The 22,238-nt window shown below is 41.7% G+C and carries 14 protein-coding genes and 1 CRISPR repeat array (1 of these 15 only partly in view); of the genes, 8 read left to right on the top strand and 6 right to left on the bottom strand.

The window, feature by feature from the left end:
* Nucleotides 1-69 precede the first annotated feature (69 nt).
* The 4 genes from BN8908_RS05255 to BN8908_RS05265 all read left to right on the top strand — a co-directional run bounded on the left by BN8908_RS05255 (nucleotide 70) and on the right by BN8908_RS05265 (nucleotide 7,340).
* Nucleotides 70-1,803, top strand: a complete 1,734-nt coding sequence (locus BN8908_RS05255) for a tetratricopeptide repeat-containing sensor histidine kinase (RefSeq protein WP_068689537.1) — start codon at nucleotides 70-72, stop codon at nucleotides 1,801-1,803.
* Nucleotides 1,804-2,367: 564 nt separating this feature from the next.
* Nucleotides 2,368-2,544, top strand: coding sequence for a hypothetical protein (locus BN8908_RS18445; RefSeq protein WP_154670133.1), 177 nt, complete (start codon nucleotides 2,368-2,370; stop codon nucleotides 2,542-2,544).
* Between the two features lie 159 nt (nucleotides 2,545-2,703).
* Entirely contained in the window at nucleotides 2,704-5,238 is a 2,535-nt protein-coding gene (locus BN8908_RS05260) for a S9 family peptidase (RefSeq protein WP_068689539.1), read from the top strand.
* A 68-nt stretch (nucleotides 5,239-5,306) separates the two neighbouring features.
* Nucleotides 5,307-7,340 carry a transketolase family protein gene (locus BN8908_RS05265; RefSeq protein ID WP_068689541.1) on the top strand — a complete coding sequence of 678 codons (2,034 nt, stop codon included), beginning with the start codon at nucleotides 5,307-5,309 and terminating at the stop codon, nucleotides 7,338-7,340.
* A gap of 129 nt (nucleotides 7,341-7,469) precedes the next feature.
* On the opposite strand, the gene BN8908_RS05270 is transcribed toward BN8908_RS05265, so the two are convergent.
* Nucleotides 7,470-8,036 (bottom strand): adenylate kinase, encoded by a 567-nt coding sequence (locus BN8908_RS05270; protein WP_021988825.1) that lies wholly within the window; start codon nucleotides 8,034-8,036, stop codon nucleotides 7,470-7,472.
* Nucleotides 8,037-8,334: 298 nt separating this feature from the next.
* On the opposite strand from BN8908_RS05270, the gene BN8908_RS05275 reads away from it, so the two are divergent.
* Nucleotides 8,335-10,689 carry a transglycosylase domain-containing protein gene (locus BN8908_RS05275; protein WP_068689543.1) on the top strand — a complete coding sequence of 785 codons (2,355 nt, stop codon included), beginning with the start codon at nucleotides 8,335-8,337 and terminating at the stop codon, nucleotides 10,687-10,689.
* 247 nt (nucleotides 10,690-10,936) lie between these two features.
* On the opposite strand, the gene BN8908_RS05280 is transcribed toward BN8908_RS05275, so the two are convergent.
* From BN8908_RS05280 to BN8908_RS05295, 4 genes are all read right to left on the bottom strand, one after another.
* A complete protein-coding gene (locus tag BN8908_RS05280) occupies nucleotides 10,937-12,079 on the bottom strand; it encodes a cation:proton antiporter family protein (protein WP_068689554.1) in 1,143 nt (380 codons plus the stop codon).
* Nucleotides 12,080-12,192: 113 nt separating this feature from the next.
* Nucleotides 12,193-14,097 carry a BamA/TamA family outer membrane protein gene (locus BN8908_RS05285; protein WP_068689556.1) on the bottom strand — a complete coding sequence of 635 codons (1,905 nt, stop codon included), beginning with the start codon at nucleotides 14,095-14,097 and terminating at the stop codon, nucleotides 12,193-12,195.
* A gap of 19 nt (nucleotides 14,098-14,116) precedes the next feature.
* Entirely contained in the window at nucleotides 14,117-15,097 is a 981-nt protein-coding gene (locus BN8908_RS05290) for an FAD:protein FMN transferase (RefSeq protein WP_068689558.1), read from the bottom strand.
* Nucleotides 15,098-15,141: 44 nt separating this feature from the next.
* Nucleotides 15,142-17,334 carry a patatin-like phospholipase family protein gene (locus BN8908_RS05295; protein ID WP_068689560.1) on the bottom strand — a complete coding sequence of 731 codons (2,193 nt, stop codon included), beginning with the start codon at nucleotides 17,332-17,334 and terminating at the stop codon, nucleotides 15,142-15,144.
* Between the two features lie 231 nt (nucleotides 17,335-17,565).
* On the opposite strand from BN8908_RS05295, the gene BN8908_RS05300 reads away from it, so the two are divergent.
* Nucleotides 17,566-18,717 (top strand): sigma-54-dependent transcriptional regulator, encoded by a 1,152-nt coding sequence (locus tag BN8908_RS05300; RefSeq protein ID WP_021988831.1) that lies wholly within the window; start codon nucleotides 17,566-17,568, stop codon nucleotides 18,715-18,717.
* A gap of 18 nt (nucleotides 18,718-18,735) precedes the next feature.
* Nucleotides 18,736-19,917: a [FeFe] hydrogenase H-cluster maturation GTPase HydF gene (gene hydF, locus BN8908_RS05305; protein WP_068689562.1), complete on the top strand. Its 1,182-nt coding sequence runs from the start codon at nucleotides 18,736-18,738 to the stop codon at nucleotides 19,915-19,917.
* Between the two features lie 154 nt (nucleotides 19,918-20,071).
* Here the strand turns inward: hydF and BN8908_RS05310 are convergent, their stop codons facing one another.
* Nucleotides 20,072-20,977: a YitT family protein gene (locus tag BN8908_RS05310; protein WP_021988833.1), complete on the bottom strand. Its 906-nt coding sequence runs from the start codon at nucleotides 20,975-20,977 to the stop codon at nucleotides 20,072-20,074.
* A 431-nt stretch (nucleotides 20,978-21,408) separates the two neighbouring features.
* Here BN8908_RS05310 and BN8908_RS05315 point away from each other — a divergent pair, with 431 nt between their 5' ends.
* Nucleotides 21,409-22,002 (top strand): TetR/AcrR family transcriptional regulator, encoded by a 594-nt coding sequence (locus tag BN8908_RS05315; protein ID WP_021988834.1) that lies wholly within the window; start codon nucleotides 21,409-21,411, stop codon nucleotides 22,000-22,002.
* 108 nt (nucleotides 22,003-22,110) lie between these two features.
* A CRISPR array of direct repeats spans nucleotides 22,111-22,238; the repeat unit is 29 nt; unit sequence GTTTCAATACTACTTAGTTCTATTAAAAG (it continues 1,261 nt past the right edge of the window).

Genomic DNA, 22,238 nt, shown 5'->3' on the forward strand with positions numbered 1-22,238 from the left:
TTAAAAACCCCTTTTTTAGGGTATTAACGACTACCAATATTTATTTATATTTGTAAAATATTGACCGATATGAATTATAGTTTCTTTTTTATTCCGACAATTTTGCTGTTTTCCTTAGCCGGATGTAAAACCGGTATAAATACAGAGAATCCCCGTTTATCTGCTTTAGAAAAGAAAATACAACACTACTATCAGGAAAAACACCGGGATTCGATGATTATGGTTGCAAATGAATTGCTTCCCTTATTGAAGGCCGACTCTTTTGCTGTTCGCCGGGGGCATGTGCTGGTACAAAAAGGTATAGCCTTCGATATTTTGGGACAATACGACTCTGCTTCTTATTGCCTGTATGAGGCTCTGCATCTCGGTGAAACCGAAAAAAATCCGGAATTACTTGCCAGGGCCTTAAACAATATCGGTATCCTGTATTTCAATCTCGGCAAGAGTAGCGAAGCCATTACAGCTTATGAACGCTGGCTGGGAATGACGAAGCAACAAAATGATTCCGTCGGTATAGCCCGCGCTTTAAACAATATCGGGAACGCCTATATGACAATTGACAAAAATACAAAGAAAGCAATCCCCTATTTTCAGGAATGCATAACAATCAGTAATGCCATAAATTTTAATCAGGCCTGGTTCACCGCATCGATTAACCTGGCACAATGTCTTATACTGAACGACAGGCTGGAAGAAGCTCAAGCGACAATCGATAAAGTGAACAAAACCGGAGGCAATGATTATTACGCGGATTATACGCAGGCATTGATTCACCGTAAAGCAAAAAAATACGACAAAGCGATTGCCATTATGGAAAAAATAATGGGACTTAAAGTAAATACCCGCGAACTTTATCTCGCATTAATGAACGAACTGGCACAGCTTTATGAAGAAAAAGGCGATTTGGACCGCGCATTGGATTACCGGAAGCAATACCAGACAAAACGGGACTCTCTACACACCCTCGAACGGGAAAATATCATCCAGGAATTAAAGATATCTTATGAAACAGAAAAAAAAGAGCTACATATCGTTACTTTAAATGAGGAACGTAAATTATATCTCATACTTACCGTTGTAGGCGGTATCGGTATTTTTCTTCTTTTTATCATTCTTATACTGATCAACAGGTATCAGAAATTAAAACGGATCCGGATAGAAGAACAGGTAAAAAAACTGGAACAGGAGAAACTGTTGGTAGCCGCTTCTTCTCTGCTCGACGGCGAAAATCACGAACGTGGACGCCTTTCACGCGAGTTACACGACGGCTTGGGGGGACTGCTTACAATGGTTCGCCTCGATCTGGCACAAATAAAAACAAACATGTCTCAGGAATCCCAAAAACTCGATAAGGCAATTCTCCTTATGGACAAATCAATTACGGAAATGCGACGTCTGGCTCATAACCTCATGCCCGAATCGTTGGCCCGGTTCGGACTAAAACCGGTTTTGGAAGAATATTGCAAAGGATCAGATATGGTAAATTTCCATTTTTATGGAGAAGAATTGAGATATAATGAAAAGACCGAAATTAATTTTTACCGGATTGCCGGAGAACTGATAAATAACGCCCTGAAACATGCCAATGCAACGGAAATCAATGTTCAGCTTATATTATCCGAAAGCAAATTATCACTCACCGTATCAGACAACGGTGTCGGCATCGCTTCCCCGAAAAGTAAAGAAGAACTTATGACTGTACGTTCGAGAGTCGAATTGCTGGGGGCAACGATAAACATCTACACCCTGCCGCAAAAAGGAACGGAAATAACGATAGAATTGTGTAAAGAATCAAAAAATTAAATAAACGTTTCCATAAATTACCAGACCCGATCGTAGTTAAATTCACACGTTTACAATCATTTATCCTGTAATCATCTTAATTCAACGCTATCATTGTTAAATTAAGGCCGGAATATATTCACCCAACCGATTCTTTAAATCAGAATGATTCGACATCCAGTCATTCCTGCGGATGAAGCAATGCCCCAGCGGGAGGCAATCGATTCTTCCCGGAACTAGCGGATATAAAATATTACACATCAAACATTAATTTCTCACATCATTTGTCATCTTTATTGTCAAATTCTGAAGGACAGGTTTTAGGATCTCAATATTACCGGGCGAACTCGTTCTTTTTCACAATCAAAATTATCAAAATCCTAGTATAATTGAGATGGGAGGAGTCGGGCTGTCTTCATTTGTTAATTCAAAGTTTACCGGGCTATTATTAGGATAAATTTATCCCAGAAAAAGCATTCAGGCCTTTTCTTTTAGATGTTAATTTTAATGTTTTATAATCATAAAACAATGACAAATAACCTCAGGTATTAATCGAAAGAACATAAACCACAAAAGATAAGACTTATGAAAAAATTCCGGACTCTTATCGCTGCCTTCTGTCTCACCCTTGCTTATGCACATACACAGAATACTTATCTTTGGCCGATTACCGGTGTACAACCCGGAACTCGCATTGTCGTATTGATAGATTCATTGCTTTATCTTATTTTCAATAAGATAAAGCCGACAACTATATCGTGAAAATTGTATTCAAAATTTAAAATCTGCCCAAAGGCAGTTGAATCCTATTTAAAGAATAAAGATTATTGTCCAAAATTGTAAATCTAAGACCATAATTTATAACACTCGTCGTTTTATATTTTTAACTTTGCAAAAGTCAAGAAACCCAATAAAATCACCATGAAAAAAAACATTGTTTTATTTTTTCTGATCGCCTGCTTTTTCAGTGTAAGCGGCCAGAAAGCCGGAGAATGGCTCGCTCTTACCCCAATTTCCTTAGAAGCCCCGGCTTTAAGTTCTGTAAAAAATGTCGATGGCAAAGTTTTTACTGACGACATGTTACTCGAATATTCCGGTTTGAATGTCGGACAAATGATTCCTGTCGCCGGCAAAAACGAAAACGTTTCCCGGGAATTAAAATGGGACAAAGCCCGGATGGAGCAAGATACGATAACGGTTCCTGTACAAAACCGGACGACCTTGTATTATTACGCCGTTTATCTTAGCAATGACCAATGGATAAAAGGAGAATTGAAATTCCACCTTTTCGGGAATGCGGAAATTTATATCGACGGACAAAAAAAACTGACCTACGGGGAAAATAAAGCGGCAGACAAATCGGTCAGTTGTGAATTGGTTCCAGGTAAGCATACCATTATCGTAAAAACAATCAGCCAGGGAGGAAAAGCCTTCTGTTGTAATTTCAAGCCCCTGACAAAAGGAACTGAAAATGCCGTCCGTTTCAGTATATCCCCGGAAAGAGGAAAAGATATATATGATATCCTCAACGGTAAAAAAATAGAATCGGCAAAACTCTCCCCTACGGGAAAATATGCTCTTATACGTATGCGCGAAACTGCCGGCGGCAAAAACTCATACACCACAACAATTTACCGGGTAGCGGACAAACAAGTGGTATATGCTGTCGGTAATAACATGATGTCTCCTCAATGGGTACCGGGACAAGACAGAATATCTTATCTTTTTAAAGAAGGAAACGGATACTCTTTTTACACTTACGACATTGAGAAACAACAACTGAATTGCCTGATCCGAGAAGACAGCAAGCTGGAAAACTATACCTGGTCGCCGGATTTATCCTATCTGATATACTATACATCGAAAAATTACGGAGAAAAAGACTGGGAACTACGCAAACTACAGGGCATCGAAGATCGTCAACCCTACTACCGTTACCGCTCCTACTTATGTAAGTACGATTTCTCTACCGGGCTGCATTCCCGACTGACCTGGGGAAACCTGAGTACTTCTCTGATGGATATCAGTCACGACGGTAAACAATTGATCTTTTCGACGTCAACTCCGGACTATAACGAATTCCCATACAGTAAACAATCGATTTACCTGTTGAATATGACAACCCAGAAGATTGATACACTCTGGAAAGACCGGCTTTTCAGTATTTTCTGCTCCTTCTCTCCCGACGACAAGCAATTGCTGATAAGCGGAGGACCGTCAGCTTTCGGAAAGTCGGGCGAAAACATCGGTAATAATCCCATCGTCAACCAATACGATACACAATTGTATATCTATACCCTCGCCGACGGTACGGTAATCCCCGTGACCCGTGACTTTAATCCTTCCGTAAGCCAATCCTATTGGCATACCGACGGTAATATTTACCTTACAGCCGTCGACGGAGATTACGTGCACCTATTCCGCTACAATGTGAAAAACAAGCACATCGCACAAATTGAATGTCCGGGAGACATTATCCTTTCAACCAGTGTTCCGGAAAAAGGCAACAGAATGATGTATATTGCCTCAAATGTTACCTATCCTCCCATCATCTATACCATGAATCTGAACGGATTGGAAACGGCACAATGGGCGAATCCGGCCAAACAACAATACGAATACATCGTATTCGGAGAAGTAAAAGATTGGGATTACAACTATAAAAAAGGTACGGTAATCGACGGACGCTACTATCTGCCTGCCGATTTCGACCCGAACAAAAAATACCCGCTAATTGTCTATTATTACGGGGGAACGACTCCGGTAGAACGCAGTTTCGGCGGACGCTATCCATTCAATTTATATGCGGCGAACGGGTATGTAGTGTACGTACTCCAGCCTTCCGGCACAATCGGTTACGGCCAGGAATTCTCGGCCCGTCACCAAAATAATTGGGGAAAAATTACCGGAGATGAAATTATCAATGCTACCAAAGCTTTTATCAAGGCACATTCATTTATCGATGCTACCAAAGTAGGATGCATGGGAGCTTCTTACGGCGGCTTTACGACTATGTATCTGACGACACATTCGGATATATTCACCTGTGCGATCTCTCATGCCGGCATCTCTTCCCTCGACGGTTATTGGGGTGACGGTTATTGGGGATACACTTACAGTACAAATGCAACGGCTCACGCTTTTCCCTGGAACCGCAAAGACATTTATGTCGACCAAAGTCCGTTATTCAGTGCCGACAAAGCCCACAATCCCATTCTGTTGATCCACGGTACCAAAGACGTTAATGTACCGACGGCTCAAAGTATGCAGTTTTATACGGCACTTAAACTTTTAGGTAAAGATGTTGAATTGGTATTCGTCAAAGATGCCGATCATCATGTTGTAGATTACAAACAACGTATCCTTTGGAACAATACGATTATGGCCTATTTTGCCAAATATCTGAAAGGGCAGCCTGCCTGGTGGGAAAACCTTTATCCGGAGAAAAATTTATAAATGGGTAAAAACCGGAGTTTACCCAAAAACATTACCTTTGTAAAAATTAAAAATAAAACCCTAGAATAATGAATAAAACGATAAACAGAGCAGCAGACAACATCCGTATTCTGGCAGCTTCAATGGTCGAAAAGGCCAAATCGGGACATCCCGGAGGTGCTATGGGCGGTGCCGATTTCATCAACGTATTGTATTCGGAATTTTTAAACTTCGATCCGGACGACATGACGTGGGCAAACAGGGACCGCTTCTTCCTGGATCCGGGACATATGTCTCCGATGTTATATTCCGTACTTTGTTTGACAGGTAATTACAGTCTGGAAGATTTGCAAAACTTCCGTCAATGGGGTAGTATCACCCCCGGTCATCCCGAAGTAGACAAGGCCCGGGGCGTGGAAAACACTTCCGGTCCGCTTGGTCAGGGACATGTAATGGCCATCGGTGCTGCTATTGCCGAACGCTTTCTGGTAGCTCGTTTCGGTGAATGGATGTCTCATAAAACTTATGCATTCATCTCCGACGGTGGTATTCAGGAAGAGATTTCACAGGGTGCCGGACGTATCGCCGGTACACTGGGATTAGCTAACCTGATCATGTTCTACGATGCCAACAACATCCAGTTATCAACCAAGGTAGAAGAAGTTACCGCCGAAAATACGGCTGAAAAATACGAAGCCTGGGGCTGGAATGTCATCACCATAAACGGTAATGATGCCGATCAGATCCGGGAAGCATTGACGGCTGCCGGTGCAGAAAAACAACGCCCTACCCTGATCATCGGCAAAACATTGATGGGCAAAGGTGCCGTCGGTGCTAACGGAGAGGACTTTTCCAATAAAGTATCCACTCACGGTCAGCCTTTGACCGGAGCCGGTGCTTCCATTGACAAAACAATTGAAAATCTCGGAGGTAACCCACAAAATCCATTTGCTATTTTCCCGGACGTACAGGAATTTTATGCCAAAGTACTGGAAGAAAAACGGACTTACGCCCGCAAGAAAAAAGCCGAACAGGCAGCTTGGGAAAAGGCAAATCCGGAACTGGCAATCCGATACCATAAATACATGTCGGGCGAGACTCCGGCCATCGATTACAAAGCCATTGCCCACAAAGCCAATATCGCAACCCGTGCAGCTTCTGCCGATGTATTGGTAGAATTGGCTAAACAAGTCGACAATATGATTGTCAGTTCTGCCGACCTTTCCAATTCGGACAAAACCGACGGATTCATCAAAGGAGGTGCCCGTAATCTTGTGAAAGGCGATTTCTCGGGTAAATTCCTGCAAGCCGGAGTATGCGAATTGACAATGGCCGCTCTTTGCAACGGGATAGCTTTACACGGTGGTATTCATGTAGCCTGCGGAACATTCTTCGTATTTTCCGATTATATGAAACCGGCTTTCCGCCTGTCGGCTTTGATGGAAGTTCCGGTAAAATACATCTGGAGCCATGACGCATTCCGCGTTGGTGAAGACGGCCCTACTCATCAGCCCATCGAACACGAAGCTCAATTGCGGCTAATGGAAAAACTACAGAATCATCACGGTAAAATGAGTATGCTGGCATTACGTCCGGCTGATGCCGCTGAAACTTCTGTAGCCTGGAAGATGGCTATGGAAAATACCCATACTCCGACAGCCCTCGTGCTATCACGTCAGAACATCAATGATCTTCCATCGGACAGAGATCGTTACGAAGAGGCTTTACAAGCAGAAAAAGGAGCATACATCGTCGTTAAAAACAGCGACGATCCGGATGTTATTCTGATCGCTTCCGGCTCGGAAGTAGCAACATTGGTCGAGGCCGCTCATTTACTACAGGAAAGAAAAGGTATCCGTTCACAAGTGGTATCGGCCATTTCCGAAGGTCTTTTCCGTACACAATCTGCCGCTTACCAGGAAAAAGTCATCCCGGCAGCCAAACCGAAATTCGGTCTGACGGCAGGCTTGTCCGTTACCCTCGAGGGCCTGGTAGGTTGTAACGGTAAAATCCACGGTGTAAATCATTTCGGATACTCCGCTCCTGCTAAGGTTCTGGATGAGAAATTCGGTTTCACCGGTGAATTCGTATACAACGAAATCTGCGAAATGCTCGGAAAATAAAAAGCCGGATGATCCGGTCTTACTTTACTCCTTCCGGAAATCAGTAATACACTGTCCGGAAGGAGTTTTTACATAAAAAAATCCCTCCGGTCATCATGGTCCGAAGGGATTCAGCTATATCAAAATACACTACTTTACTTTCTCGATCACACCGGTAAGAGCATTGAACACTTCATCTATCGTTCCATCCCCTTTTATGGCATGACGGATTTTTTCATAATGCCGGGCTACCGGAACCGTCTTTGCATGATACTCCTGAAACCGTTTATTAATAGCCTCTTCCGTATCGTCGGCACGTCCTTCAATTCTGGCTCTCTCCAACATCCGGCGCTTCAGCTCTTCTTCCGGAACTTCTATGCTCAAAAGACATTTCAAAGGTCCTCCTGCCTCCATCAGCATCTCGTCCAATTTTTGTGCCTGAGCAACTGTCCGGGGAAAACCGTCAAACAGGAACCCATCGACATTTTCACTCTTTGCGATGCTATCCTGAATCAACCGGATCACAAATTCATCGGACAACAACTCTCCGCTATTGATAATATCCGCAGCCATTTTACCCAGTTCCGTACCTTCGGCTATTTCTTTTCGGATCATATCTCCCGTAGAAAGATGAGCCAGATTATATTTTTCTACAATTCTTTTTGCCTGCGTACCCTTACCGGCACATGGCGGACCAAATAATGCAATATTCAACATTTCCGTATGATTTATTCTGTTTAATTAAATACTCCACTGGGTACATTTAAGCATTTTACGGCTACCCGGCAAAACGAAACCTAAAATCCCAACCGTCTAATCACTTAAATCCGGTCAAAAGTAATAAATAAAAGACAAAAAGAAGTACGATAATGCACAGAAAGAAATAATTTAATACTTACCGGCAGCCCCGGCCAAAACCTAAATCAAAAACCACAAATCGTAAATAACCCAAATCAAAGACTTTATCTTCGGTCGAAATTTTTCATTTTCCATTATTCTGATTTATCTTTGGGATATGAAAAAGAAAGCGACTGTACATCGAAAAAAAACACATAAAACATCAAAAAAACGGCGCCGGTTCAGAATCCTGAAATGGCTGATCATTTTACTTTTACTGGGAGCAGCTCTTATCGGCGCTTTTGTTTACTCCGTATATATCGGGCTATGGGGAAAACTTCCCGATTATACGGAACTACGAAATATCCGAAATGCAGAAGCATCGGAATTATACAGTGAAGACGGAGAATTACTGGGAAAATATTTTATCGAAAACCGTACAAATGTCAATTTCGGGCACATCTCCCCCAATGCCATAAATGCTTTAATCGCTACAGAAGATGTCCGTTTTTACGAGCATCACGGATTCGATAAAATCAGTATGCTACGGGTGATTTTTAAAACTTTACTGTTAGGCGACCGTTCTTCAGGGGGCGGCAGTACAATCAGCCAGCAACTGGCCAAAAATCTATATCCCCGGGAAGAACATCAGGTAACATTTATGCCTGTCATAAAGCTAAAGGAAATCCTCACCGCTCACCGTCTGGAACAACTCTATACAAAAGACGAAGTTCTGACCCTCTATCTGAATACAGTCTCTTTCGGAGAACGTACTTTCGGCATAGAAAGTGCTGCCCGGAAATATTTTTCGACTTCGGCTTCCGATCTGACAATTCCTCAGGCAGCTACTTTAATCGGGATGCTGAAAGGTCCTTCACGTTATAATCCGCGCCTGAATCCTGAAAGGGCATTACAGCGCCGCAATACGGTCATCAATCAGATGGTCAAATATGACATGCTGCAAGACTCTGCCGGAGAAAGACTAAAGCAAGAAGTATTAGGTTTAGATTACCGTCCTGAAAACCATTATTCCGGTCTTGCCCCCTATCTTAGGGAAAAAATACGTCAGGATGCCGGACGTATCCTGAATGAATACAATGCCAAACACGGAACCGGTTACAATTTGTACACGGACGGCCTTCGCCTGACAACAACCCTCGATGCAGATATGCAACGCTATGCGGAAACGGCAACCGCAGTATATATGAAAAAATTGCAAAACGATTTTTATACGCATTGGGGAAAAAAAGAACCCTGGCAAAATACACCCCGGGTGCTGGAACAGGCTATAAAAACCAGTCCTGTATACTTATCCCTCAAAAATCAAGGCTTGGGGGAAAAAGAAATTATGCAGGCTATGAACCAGAAGAAACCCATGGTCATATACAGTGCATACCAGGGAGAGACAAAAGTAGAAATGTCTTCTATCGATTCATTAAAACATTACCTGAAAATACTACATCCCGGACTCATCGCCGTAGAACCGCATACCGGAAAGGTAAAAGCCTGGGTCGGCGGATTGGATTACAAATATTTCCAATACGATCAAATTGAAGCTCCCCGGCAAGTCGGTTCGGTCTTTAAACCTGTCGTTTACAGCGCAGCCATACATTACGGAGCCCGTTTAGATGCCTATTACAAAAACGAACAAAAAACTTATAAAGAATACGATAACTGGACACCCCGGAATTCCGACAACGATTATACCGGATATTACACCTTAAAAGGCGCTCTTAGTAAATCAATCAACACCATTGCCGTTGAAGTGTTACTTCAAACAGGTATCGAGAATACACTCGTTCATGCTCACAATCTGGGTATTCATTCCGAATTACCCCAATATCCTTCTTTGGCCCTGGGAGTTGCCGACATCCCCTTATCCGAAATGATAAAACCTTATATGGCTTTTGCCAACAACGGCAAACTGACACAACCGTACTATCTGTCGGAAATCAAAGACAAAGACGGAAAAATATTATATCAGGCCCCCCAAGCTGAATTTCAGGAAGTACTACCGGCAGAAGAAGCACATATCATGAGCAATATTCTATCCGCCGTTATTGAAGAAGGTACCGGCCGCAGATTGAAAAGCAACTATGGTTTAATCAATGAATTAGCCGGTAAAACCGGTACGACTCAAAATCAGGCCGACGGTTGGTTTATCGGTTATAATCCCCGTATCGTCGTAGGTGTCCGGGTCGGAGCCAATAACATGAATATCCATTTCAATTCAACCTCCCTGGGACAAGGTGCTAATACAGCCCTACCTATTTTCGGGCTGTTTATGCAGGCATGTCTGAAGGATGCGGACTATGCTTATTGGGAACGCCTAACTTTTCCCTACGTTTCCATTCCACAGGAAAAAGATCTAGAAACTCCGGTTTTTAAAGAAAAGATGAACCTTTTCGACCGGATCGGAAACAAAAAAATGGAGAAACGTTCTCTGGCACATCCTCAGGACACCGTTACCAAAAAAGAGAAAAAAGGATTATTCCGGAAAATCGGAAACCTGTTCCGGAAAAAAGAAAAATAGAAAATTTCAATTTACGACTGAGAATTCGAAAACAGAAAAAGAATTGCCGGGATCGGTCTAAAATTTATAATAAACCGATCCCGGCAACTCTTATGTTTCATCATCCAACCTTTCCGGACAAGCTAAAACCGGAAGCCACGGAAATAAGAAACGCAAACCTCTATACCATCGTCAAAGCCTGACAAAAGCAAGCCCAAATCGTAAATCATAAATCATAAATCGTAAATCTAAAATAAATAACCCTTTCCTACTCCTTCACGCCGTATACGCGTTGTGCGATTTTTTTCACAGCCACGACAAAGAAACCAGTCAGTACCAAATTGAGTACCAAACTAAGGATAGAAACAATCACAGCAATTCCACCTAATTGGTATCCCAAGGCAATCACGATAATTCCGGCCCCAACTTCTCCCCGGGTAAACATACCGATAGAAAGTGCCAATCGTTCAAGAATATTACGATCTCTGTAAAAAAACAACGGGAACATCTTACCGATATTGGAAAGCAAGGTTACCGCACATACATGCAAAGCTATCGTCCCCCAATCGGGCAAATGAAAGCCGGCAGCTTCCGTATCGATCCCGACAAACAGAGGAGTACTCAACCCAACCAGGAACATAAACAGATAAGAAATAAAGCCGGCTGCATTTTCCTCCTCTTTTCCTGTCTTATGCACGGTTTTCATTACCATTCCCAAGACAAAAGCCGGTAAAAGCACTTCGAGATGAATGGCTCCCTCCTGCCCCATAAATACCTTGGATATCAAATAAATACTCTCACACGCCGCTACCAAACAAACAGAATATATTACAACGGCTTTCCAGGACTGAGGTAAATTCAAACTGTTCAATTTTTTCCAGCCGAATACCAGTAACAGACAAACGACCAATACAATGGCGAACAATTGCCATTTAAAACCGATCATCAGTATCTGTAAAGGAATCATCAAAAGGATAGTATCTAAATCGTCGAAAATCGCCAACACCTGTGTTTTTTGATAAATCCATTCCTTTTTCAAGCCCGCAGCCGCCAACATGGTAAAAAGTATTCCGGCAGAAGTAGGCGCAGCAAACCGGCTTACCAGCAAATTCTTATCCCAGGATAAATCATTGTAGGGCAAAATATAGATATAATAAAAAGCGACTAACAACCAAGGTACTGCTGCCGTAGCCATTGCAATAAAATAGTCTTCGGTATAAGACTTCCATTTAGCTTTATTCAGCTCAAATTCCCGACCGACATTAATCATGATAAAAGCCAGACAAATGAACATCAGGTTCTTGAATACAAATACAAACGTCTCATACGTATCGCTAAATAAAGAAGGAAGAACCTGTGAAAAAAATAAACCGATCAATAAGAACAAGGAGAATAATAAAACTTTTTTCATTTATTAGGAATTAATAGATCGTACCATAACCGGCCGATACTGTTATCAATTTCGTCCGGCAAAAATAAAATATTTGTGACAATACGACAAATCATTTCGATAAGTTCCGAAATTTATTCATAATTCAACACTTTAGGTTTACGAACCTGAAAATCGTAAAATCCATTCTGTAAATTTCCGGACATAGAAGCCTCAAATACCCGCATATCTTTCGGCGCTGAAGGATAGAAAGACAAACGCAAACTAATGTTTTTAAAGACAATATTATCGTTTCTGAGATTGATAGCAAATCCCATTCCCCAATAGGCTCTGCTCTTGAGTATAGATGTATTTTCAGGAGCAATGGCTCCGACATCCACAAAACCGGTCAAAGCAGCCCGGAATCCTTTTTTAATATAAGGCATGAAAAAAGTCGCCGACAAAGAAGTCGAAAGCTTCTGATTTCCGCACAATGTATCAGAATCGAATCCCAATATATCATAATCCTTCATATAAAGATGATCTGCCGGATAACGCCGTATTCCCAGTACGTAGTTTATATCATTATAAAAGCGGAAACGCCAGGAACCCAGTGCCTGCAAATTGCTGATATGATGCAATCCGACCTTCAACATCCCCCGCTCAAATCCCCCCTGATTTATATACGATCCAATCCCGGCATCGAAAGAATACAAACGCTCTGTGGGAAAATCAAAATGGGAATAGCGGACTTCGTAACTGACATAAGCAGAATTCTGAAAATCATTATTCTCATAACCAAATGTCAATGCCGAATAAAAACCGGAAGGAATATCTTCCGTACGTCCGAAATCATAAATCAGATTCGCTTTATAATACCTCAATTTCCGGAAAATAAGAGAACCGAAATAATTCCGGCGATTGTAATAAAACTGATTCGAATCAGAAGATACAACGGGACGGGCATTGAAAATCGTATTCAGAAAACGCCCGGTAATATAAAAATTCCGGTTGTAATTATGACGCGTATTCAGCAAAAACGATTTTCCCACCCATACGTCGAAAGCATGGTAATTAAAAGGAACATCCTGATGTATGATATTGACATCCGGTAAAACATCGGCACGATAAACCCGTCCCACAGTAAATCCGCCCGCCCATTTTATCCGGGATGTCAAAAACTGCCGATCCAGCGATCCCCAAATCTGTTTCGCCGAGTAATCATTCTGATAATAACCGAGAAAGTCAAAGTGGCTACCGAAAGCACTATTGACTTTATACCGTACCGTATTGCCCCACTTCTGATCTTTTGTTCCCCGGTAGCTGAAATCATATTCGACAATATGCCCCAAGCGCATAAAATTCTTATTGGCCACTTCAATCCGGGCATTATTCAGAAAATTGGAAGACACTTCCGCACCCCAGGAAAACTGATCTTTGCAAATAATCGTCAGAACCACCTCGTCCGGATTATCTTTATCTTCAGCCACCATAACCGTAGCATCGTCGATATTATCCAGACGACGAAGTAAAATCTCATTCTGTACAATTTCAAAAGGCACCAGACGCATTCCGGGTTTTAAAGTCAATTGTTTCCGGAGAATACGGTCGGCGGATTTCATGTGTATCTTATTCGCCGCATTTTTAAGCCACCCCAAATCCATTTCCAAATAAGTTGTGTCATATACACTTGTACCATAAGGGGGGAGCACTTCAATATGGATTTCTTTTATGATCTTTCCCGCATAGGCTTTAAACCGTTCCTCACTGTTCTGTGTACGCATAACATTGACCCGGTTACGCCGAGGCTCGACAAAAATCATTTTGTACAATTCTTTGGTAAAAGATGACTTGTAAGCCACATTTTTTATCCGGACATATTCATATTTCAATGTATCCCGGATCAGGCTATCCGGTAAAAAAACCCGGGGACGGGAAAGTATCTTCTCCCGGTTGGCGGTAATCGTGTCCTGTTCTGTTACAGATTGGGCTACAGAAACAGTATTTCCTGCAACCAACAGATTCAGCAATAGGCACAAACCGATCAACCGTTTTATCATTTCCCCCTCCTCTCTGTCCTTATTTCAATACCATTTTCTCAAAAGCCGGAGACATCCAGATTTCCGATTTACCATCCCGCTCATATACAAAGCATACCTCCAAACCGGGATGCTTAAGTACAATCTCTTTACTTTTCTCTAACCCCAGCACCATAAAGGCTGTAGCATAAGCGTCCGCCTCCATACAGGTTGGAGCATAAACACTCGAACTCAAAATATCCCGTTGTACCGGATATCCGGTCAGCGGGTTCAGGGTATGCGCATATTTCTTCCCTTCGTGAATATAATAATTGCGGTAGTTACCTGATGTTGCAATAGCACCTTTTGTCAACTCAACAACTAATTCCAGTTGCCGGTTTTGCACTTTCGGATCATCAATCGGTTTATCAATTCCGACCCGCCACGGACGGTTTTTGTCACTCACACCTTTCACCCGGATTTCTCCACCGATATCCACCATATAATCCTCTACCCCCTGTTTCTGCAAATAATCGGCAGCCAAATCCACCCCCAATCCTTTGGCAATGGAACTCGCATCCATTTCAATCCCCTCTTTTTCTTTCAACAAACGTCCTTCTTCCAAACGCAATCTTCCCATTCCCACATACTGCAATAAAGAATCTATTTTTGCCGGTACCGGAAAACTGTCCCGTTTATATCCAAATCCCCAGGCATTCGATAAAGGAGCTACCGTGATGTCAAAAGCCCCTTCCGTCTCCCGGTTTACCTGAACAGCCACCCTGAACATACAGGCAAACAAAGAATCTACCCGCTCTGTCTGGCCACGATTCAATCTGGAAATCACAGAACTATCGTTAAACATCGAAAGCGATGCATTCACACGTTCCAGCTGTCCGATTAATTCACGCCCTAAATCCCTGTCTGCCCGGTAAGTTATCCGATAATAAGTGCCGTAAATACCGCCTTCTGTGTACCGGTACGTTTTCGCCTGGCAGGCTCCCAGCAAGCAAAGCATTCCTACATACAACCAATATTTCATATTATTCTCATATTAATTCACCACTTTTGATCTCTGTTTCCAGACTAAAAATAATAACCCAGACTGAAATAAATCCCTAAGTTCTTATCCCAATTTGACATATCGAACAACAACTCGATAGGCCCTATTAAAGTATCGTAAGAATAAGATATACCCCCGCCCCAAATATCATCCCCACCCAATATATCAAAAAAATTCTTCTCCTGTTTGGCATAATTGGCTGTAGCCGTTACATAGTGTTTCGAACCGATCCGATACCGCAGTTTCATTCTCAGGGCCAACACCGTATTATCGAACGTTTCAAAATGATGGATACCTACAAACGGTAATTGTTGCGACATATACCGTCCAGCAACTTCGCCTCCCATATAATTCCGGTATGAAAAAGGGATGTCCCGGCCGATCAATATCCTTCCGTAAAAAGCAGGCAAAACAGTAAATCTCCGGCTCAATGACCAGGCTGTTTCGAAATTTCCGGCAAGGGCAGAAAAAGGAGCTCCACCGTCATAATGAATGCCGTTATCGGTATAAAGAGAATACTCTCCTAAAAAAGAAACGCCCCGGGTAGGATAATACTTCTTATCGAAGGTTTCATAACGGGCCAAAGCATGATATCCCAGAAAACCTTCCGGCTTCGCCTGGGTCGTCATTGAATGATCCGAATACAAAAAAGACTCATAATCGAAATATTCATAGCGAATCCCCAGCATAAATTTACAATTTAAAAGATTGATATCCGAAAAACTCAATTCCCCAACATGCTGGGAAAAAGTAATATTATCCAATTTATGGCCTTTACGGTAAAGATCGATATCGTTGTATTTATACATATACGATAATCCGGCTCTACGTAAAAAGTTTTCTCCGAATAAATACTCGGCTTTTACATACGGATTCATACTCAAACGTCCGGTTAACGACAATTGAAAACCACGTAAATTCTTGGGTGAAATCGTTGTATTCAACAATATGGCAGCCATTTCCTGCGAATCAAAACGAAAACCGAAATTAATTGAGCTCGTCGGCTTTTCTTTCAATGTCAGGGTCAGATCGTACACTTCTTTTCCATTTAACTGATAATTTACATAAGAAAAAGATCCCGTGCCGTAAAGTATAGCTATCGCCCGATGTAAATCACCAATCGAAATATCGGTATTTTCTGTCAGATGGACTTTCTTACGTATCCATTTTTCTTCTTTGGCAGGAACACCTTCGATCAATATTTGTCCGATCCTTAAAGAATCTGTTATAATGAACTTATTCTCGATTTTTTTCTCGGCCTTTTCCGTCTTGGCCAGTCCTAACTGTTCTTTTAACTTCATAAATTCATCCCAATGCGCCCAGGCTGCCTCTTCTCCCCGCCGAATCAAAGTATCTATAGCTTCCGGATCAAAACTGGCTGCTGAATAAGGTACAATATCCGGTTTAATATACAGGTCACACAACTTAATGTTATCCTCATATTTATTCATTCCCATAAACGAAGTCAACTGATCCAGAATATCTAAAACAGAATTCAATTGATCTCTCTTGCGAAGCTCGGAAGACACATCAACGCCGATAATAATATCAGCTCCCATTGCCAAACCGACATCCGTGGGGAAATTATTGGCTATACCCCCGTCCACCAACAACATGGAATCGAGCCGTACAGGAGCGAAAACCCCGGGAATAGCCATGCTGGAACGCATCGCCAAAGGCAGGTTGCCCTTATTCAAAACAACTTCCTTCCCATTAACAACATTGGCAGCCACACAGGAAAAAGGGATAGGTAATGTCAAAAAAGACAAGGAATCGTGATAACCGATCGTCAATTCCGAAAACAGATTGTAAATATTTTGTCCGCTGATAAACCCGGAAGGCACTTGTATACGCCTTCCTCCGATCATCGGAATGGATACCAGATATTTCTCATCCGTTTCTTTCTGAGAAAACGGAAGATTATACCGATACACCCGGTCGCTCAATAAAAAAGACCAATTCTGTTTTTTTACCAAACTGTCCAGCATCTCCGCATCATATCCGATGGAATAGAGTCCTCCGACAATGGATCCCATACTGGTTCCAGCAATATAGTCAACCGGTATACCTGCCCGTTCCAAAACCTTTAGTACACCGATATGAGCAACACCCTTTGCCCCCCCGCCACTTAATACCAAACCGACTTTTTTCCGTTCTGCCTGGAGAGAATATGTCAATGTCATAAAAATGACGAATAAAAATACGAACTTCTTCATCAGAATGATCTGTTTTATCAAATTAGAATAACAAATTTAGTTCTAATTTAAGAAATAACTTCCGGCAAGAATGTTAAAAAAGGTATCTGTCCGGCTCCAATTGTCCAATAGCCGAATATTTAATTATTTTTGCATAAAATAAGGGAAAAAGCAGGGTTTATACAAAACCGGATCCATCCGGTCTGTATTTGCATACACCCAAGAATCGTTCCTTAAAATAAACGACATAACATGGCAAAAATACTGATTATCGACGACGAACGGAGTATCCGGAACTCCATGAAAGATATCCTTACTTTTGAAAAACACGATGTCATTCTGGCGGAAAACGGCATGGAAGGGATTGTTGCCGTAAAGACAGAAAAACCGGAATTGGTATTCTGTGATATCAAAATGCCGAAAATGGAAGGAATCGAAGTACTCGAAAGAATCAAGGAATTTTCCCGGGATACTCCTGTCGTTATGATTTCCGGACACGGCACAATCGACACGGCTATCGAGGCTATAAAAAAGGGAGCTTATGATTTTATTGAAAAACCCCTCGATTTAAACCGGATTCTCATTACGATCAAAAATGCCACAGATAAGACATTATTAATACAGGAAGCCCAGACTTTAAAAACCAAGGTCAGCAAAAAATATGAAATGATCGGACATTCCGAGGCATTGGAAAAGATCAAACATATGATCGAAAAAGTTGCCCCGTCAGATGCCCGGGTATTGATTACCGGTCCGAACGGTTCAGGTAAAGAACTGGTTGCCCGTCAATTACATGAAAAAAGCAATCGCCGGGACAATGCATTTATTGAAGTCAATTGTGCTGCCATTCCTTCCGAACTTATCGAAAGTGAATTATTCGGACACGAAAAAGGCTCTTTCACTTCCGCCATCAAACAGAAAAAAGGAAAATTCGAACTGGCACACGGCGGTACGATCTTTCTCGATGAAATCGGCGATATGAGCCTGGATGCCCAAGCCAAAGTATTGCGTGCATTACAGGAAAACAAAATCAGCCGGATCGGCGGAGACGGTGATATTCCGGTAGATGTACGGGTCATTGCCGCCACCAATAAAAACCTGAAGGAAGAGATTTCCAAAGGTAATTTCCGGGAAGATTTATACCACCGTCTTAGCGTTATTATCATCGACGTTCCTGCTCTGAATGAACGTTCCGAAGACATAGAAGAACTGATTCAACATTTTATAGAAGAAATTTGTACCGAAATGCGCACTTCTCCGAAACAAATAGAACCGGCTGCCGTATCCATGCTGCAGGAGTGCGAATGGACTGGAAATATCCGGGAACTACGCAACGTCGTAGAACGTCTGATCATTTTATGTGGTCCGACCATTACTGCAGAAGACGTACAACTATACAAATAAAAAACAGATACAATAACGATGGATAAACTTCATATTCTGATCACCGGTCGTCGTAACAGCGGTAAAAGCTCACTCATCAATGCCTTAACGGGACAGAAAATAGCGATTGTTTCGGATATCCCCGGTACAACAACCGATCCGGTAAAGAAAAGTTTCGAAATACCCGGTTTTGCCTCCGTAATTTTTGTTGATACAGCCGGTATCGATGATGAAGGCGAACTCGGTAAACAACGGGTCAATAAGACCTTTGAGCAATTGCCCCGGGCAGATATCGCCATTCTGGTTATTACGGCAAACCGGTTTGAGAGAGAAGAAGAGCTACTGGCTGAACGTTTCAGTTCTCTTCGTTTGCCCTTTTTGATTTTGCACAACAAAGCGGATCTCTCTCCCCTCAATCCGGTCCTGCAAACCAGTCTTAAAAGCCAGTATAAAGTCCCGGTCATCGATTTCAGTGCCTATGATAACAAAACTGTCCCCGGTTTACTCGACGCTCTGCGCCGCATTGCAAAAATCTCCAATCCTTCACCTTTACTGGAAGGACTTGTAAATCCGCAGGACATCGTGATGCTCATCACCCCTATCGACTCCGAAGTTCCGGTAGGCCGCCTCATTTTACCTCAGGTACAGGCAATACGGGATATTCTCGATAAGCATTGTATCAGTGTCGTACTTCAACCGGAAGAAATCTCCCATTTTTTATCAACCACCGGTATTATACCGAAATTGGTTGTTACCGACAGTCAGGTATTTAAAAAAGTAGCGACACTTATTCCGGCCGACATACCGCTTACCAGCTTCAGTATTTTACTGGCCCGGCAAAAAGGATGTTTTCAAAAGTACCTGGAAGGCACTCAATACATCCGGCATCTGCAAGACAACGATACAATCCTGATGTTGGAATCCTGTTCTCATCACGTCAGTTGCGAAGATATCGGGAGAGTTAAACTACCGAATTTATTACGCCAATACAGCGGCAAGCAATTGAATTTTGAATTTATTTCCGGCTTAGACCCGATTACACATCCGTTAAATACCTATGCCCTCGTTATCCAATGCGGAGGCTGTATGGTCACACATACGCAATTGAAAAACCGCCTTCTCCCATTTATTGAAGCAGGCATACCGGTCAGCAACTACGGCATGGCCATCGCTTTTCTTTCCGGCATTTTCGACCGTACAATCGCTCCTTTAAAAAAATAGGAACAAATACCGGCTGACTTCGCTGATCTTACAAATAGCTTCCATGCCGGTATATTCCAAAATTGTAATCAAAAATAAAATCTGAAATCGAAGTCTGATTTTTCCAAAAACAATCTAAACAGTAAATTTAAAATCGATCCCTCTTGATTTTCATTTAATCAATGGTCTTAAATCCCTGTCCGATAATTTCTTTTGCTTCCATAATGGTCGTAAATGCTTTCGGGTCGATTTTAAAAATAGCCCGTTGCAAAGTAACGACCTCTCTCCGGTTTACCACCGTCATAATCATTTCCTTTTCAGTACGGTTAAACATACCGTTTACAGGAACGATGGAACCACCGCGATGTAATTCGGTAAGAATATAGTTACGGATTTCTTCTGTCTTTTCGGAAACAATAAAGAATGTTTTATCACTCGAATATCCCTGAATAACAATATCGATTACTTTTCCCATTAGGAAAATCGTCAACCAGGAATAAAACGGTACTTTCCAATCCTGAAATACGATTAAACCGCACAGTACAATAACAGAGTCTACTGTCATCTGTAACATACCGATCGGCTTACGGGTCAACTTATTTAAAATAGAAGACAATACATCCGTACCACCGCTGGAAGAACGTGTCTTTAAAATCAATCCGGCTCCGATACCGATAACTACCCCACCGAAAACACTGGCCAAAAGAACCTCGTCTTGCAACTGAAACGGATCGTAAGGATGCGGGTGCCCACATGCTTTCAGAAAAAGAGGCATACCGTCGGCGAACATGGCTACCAGTAAAAAGCAGATAAAAGTCTTCAAACCGAATTGTTTACCCAACACTTTTACCCCCCATAAACTCAAAGGTAAATTGAAACACAAAGCCGCCATACCGATCGGAAACCCTAGCTGATAATGCAATATCGTCGAAATACCATAAATACCCCCCGGTACGATTTTATACGGTGTCATAAAAAAAGTATACCCGATAGAGATGACAAAAGAACCTAATATGAGAGTAGCATAGGTCTGAAACCAACGGGCTGAAAAAATTTTATCCTTATAAAAGGAAATGTTCATAACATTCATGTTTACAGAAAGTTTTAATTCATACTTACCGGTAAATCAATCATCACCGGGACACCAGTTAAAATTCGCGCAAATATACTCCGGCCTTTTTCAAAAAAACATGACATTTGTCATGTTTTCACAAATATGACATAAACCTGGAAAATAGTAAATAATTTACTTTCACTATAAAGGTTTCCTGTCTGTCACAAATTAAATATTCTATGTAATCCATAATAGATCCGGATATTTTGACACCCTTTGCATAATGTAATATGTAAACAATAAACGGAGCAATGGACTTAATCTTTATAAAAAAACGAGAGAATCCATAAAAAATGCTTATTATTGCACTTCACACAAAACCCACTTCACCGCTTAAAGGCTTTTTGCCTTTAAAAAGATCAACAGAACGATTAAAAGTTCATTAAACAATAAGCTACATGAGTAAAACCAAAAATAAAATTATCAATGTCGCCAAAAATTTATTTAAAGAAATCAGCGTATATAAAGCTACAATGAGCGATATCGCCTCTGCTGCCAAAATGAGCAGGCGTACCCTCTATACCCATTTTAAAAGCAAGGACGAACTTTATAAATACGTCGTTGAAGACGAAGTGAACAGTATTAACGAAAAACTTCAAAAAGCTGCAGATTCGCCTCTTCCTCCCGACAGACGTCTAAAATTGTATATCTTGCAACATTTTGGGGTAATCGACAGTTTAGTACGAAGTAACCGTTATATCCGTTACGATTTCCTTTTCAATAATATCCGTGTGGAACATCTACGGCAAGATATAGATCGCAAAGAAATCAAATTGCTTACGGGAATTGTACGGGAAGGCAAAGAAAAAGGCATTTTCCGGGTAAGTGATCCCCGTATCTTCTCACAAAACTTATTGCTCATGTTTAAAAGCCTGGAGCAAGCTTTTATCCTGGCCAACCGGAAAGATAAAAATTCCCGTACCATATTGGAATATATCGATCTGATGTTCTATGGGATCATCAACCGGCAAAACAGTCCACGAAGTCAGTAACTACGTTTCTGTCAAGCGCGGCTTTGCCGCCGTTGAGAAAAGTAAAGCCATTATAAATCGACGATTCTAAAAGATACAGTATTCCCTGATAGTAGTATAGCCAACAGTATTTTAATACTACTTAGTTCTATTAAAAGTTTCGGACAATGGGTATGCAGCTCGACTTTCAACAAGTTTCAATACTACTTAGTTCTATTAAAAGCGGATAACCTGGCCTTGTTAGACGAGTTATTGTA

It is taken from the genome of Culturomica massiliensis (assembly GCF_900091655.1).
Lineage (GTDB): Bacteria > Bacteroidota > Bacteroidia > Bacteroidales > Marinifilaceae > Culturomica > Culturomica massiliensis.

What these genes read in the sequence shown, in the direction of transcription:
- BN8908_RS05290 (WP_068689558.1), bottom strand. Translation starts at nt 15,097, where the DNA reads ATGAAATATTGGTTGTATGTAGGAATGCTTTGCTTGCTGGGAGCCTGC.
- BN8908_RS05315 (WP_021988834.1), top strand. Translation starts at nt 21,409, where the DNA reads ATGAGTAAAACCAAAAATAAAATTATCAATGTCGCCAAAAATTTATTT.
- BN8908_RS18445 (WP_154670133.1), top strand. Translation starts at nt 2,368, where the DNA reads ATGAAAAAATTCCGGACTCTTATCGCTGCCTTCTGTCTCACCCTTGCT.
- BN8908_RS05265 (WP_068689541.1), top strand. Translation starts at nt 5,307, where the DNA reads ATGAATAAAACGATAAACAGAGCAGCAGACAACATCCGTATTCTGGCA.
- BN8908_RS05300 (WP_021988831.1), top strand. Translation starts at nt 17,566, where the DNA reads ATGGCAAAAATACTGATTATCGACGACGAACGGAGTATCCGGAACTCC.
- BN8908_RS05280 (WP_068689554.1), bottom strand. Translation starts at nt 12,079, where the DNA reads ATGAAAAAAGTTTTATTATTCTCCTTGTTCTTATTGATCGGTTTATTT.
- BN8908_RS05310 (WP_021988833.1), bottom strand. Translation starts at nt 20,977, where the DNA reads ATGAACATTTCCTTTTATAAGGATAAAATTTTTTCAGCCCGTTGGTTT.
- BN8908_RS05255 (WP_068689537.1), top strand. Translation starts at nt 70, where the DNA reads ATGAATTATAGTTTCTTTTTTATTCCGACAATTTTGCTGTTTTCCTTA.
- BN8908_RS05295 (WP_068689560.1), bottom strand. Translation starts at nt 17,334, where the DNA reads ATGAAGAAGTTCGTATTTTTATTCGTCATTTTTATGACATTGACATAT.
- BN8908_RS05260 (WP_068689539.1), top strand. Translation starts at nt 2,704, where the DNA reads ATGAAAAAAAACATTGTTTTATTTTTTCTGATCGCCTGCTTTTTCAGT.
- hydF (WP_068689562.1), top strand. Translation starts at nt 18,736, where the DNA reads ATGGATAAACTTCATATTCTGATCACCGGTCGTCGTAACAGCGGTAAA.
- BN8908_RS05270 (WP_021988825.1), bottom strand. Translation starts at nt 8,036, where the DNA reads ATGTTGAATATTGCATTATTTGGTCCGCCATGTGCCGGTAAGGGTACG.
- BN8908_RS05275 (WP_068689543.1), top strand. Translation starts at nt 8,335, where the DNA reads ATGAAAAAGAAAGCGACTGTACATCGAAAAAAAACACATAAAACATCA.
- BN8908_RS05285 (WP_068689556.1), bottom strand. Translation starts at nt 14,097, where the DNA reads ATGATAAAACGGTTGATCGGTTTGTGCCTATTGCTGAATCTGTTGGTT.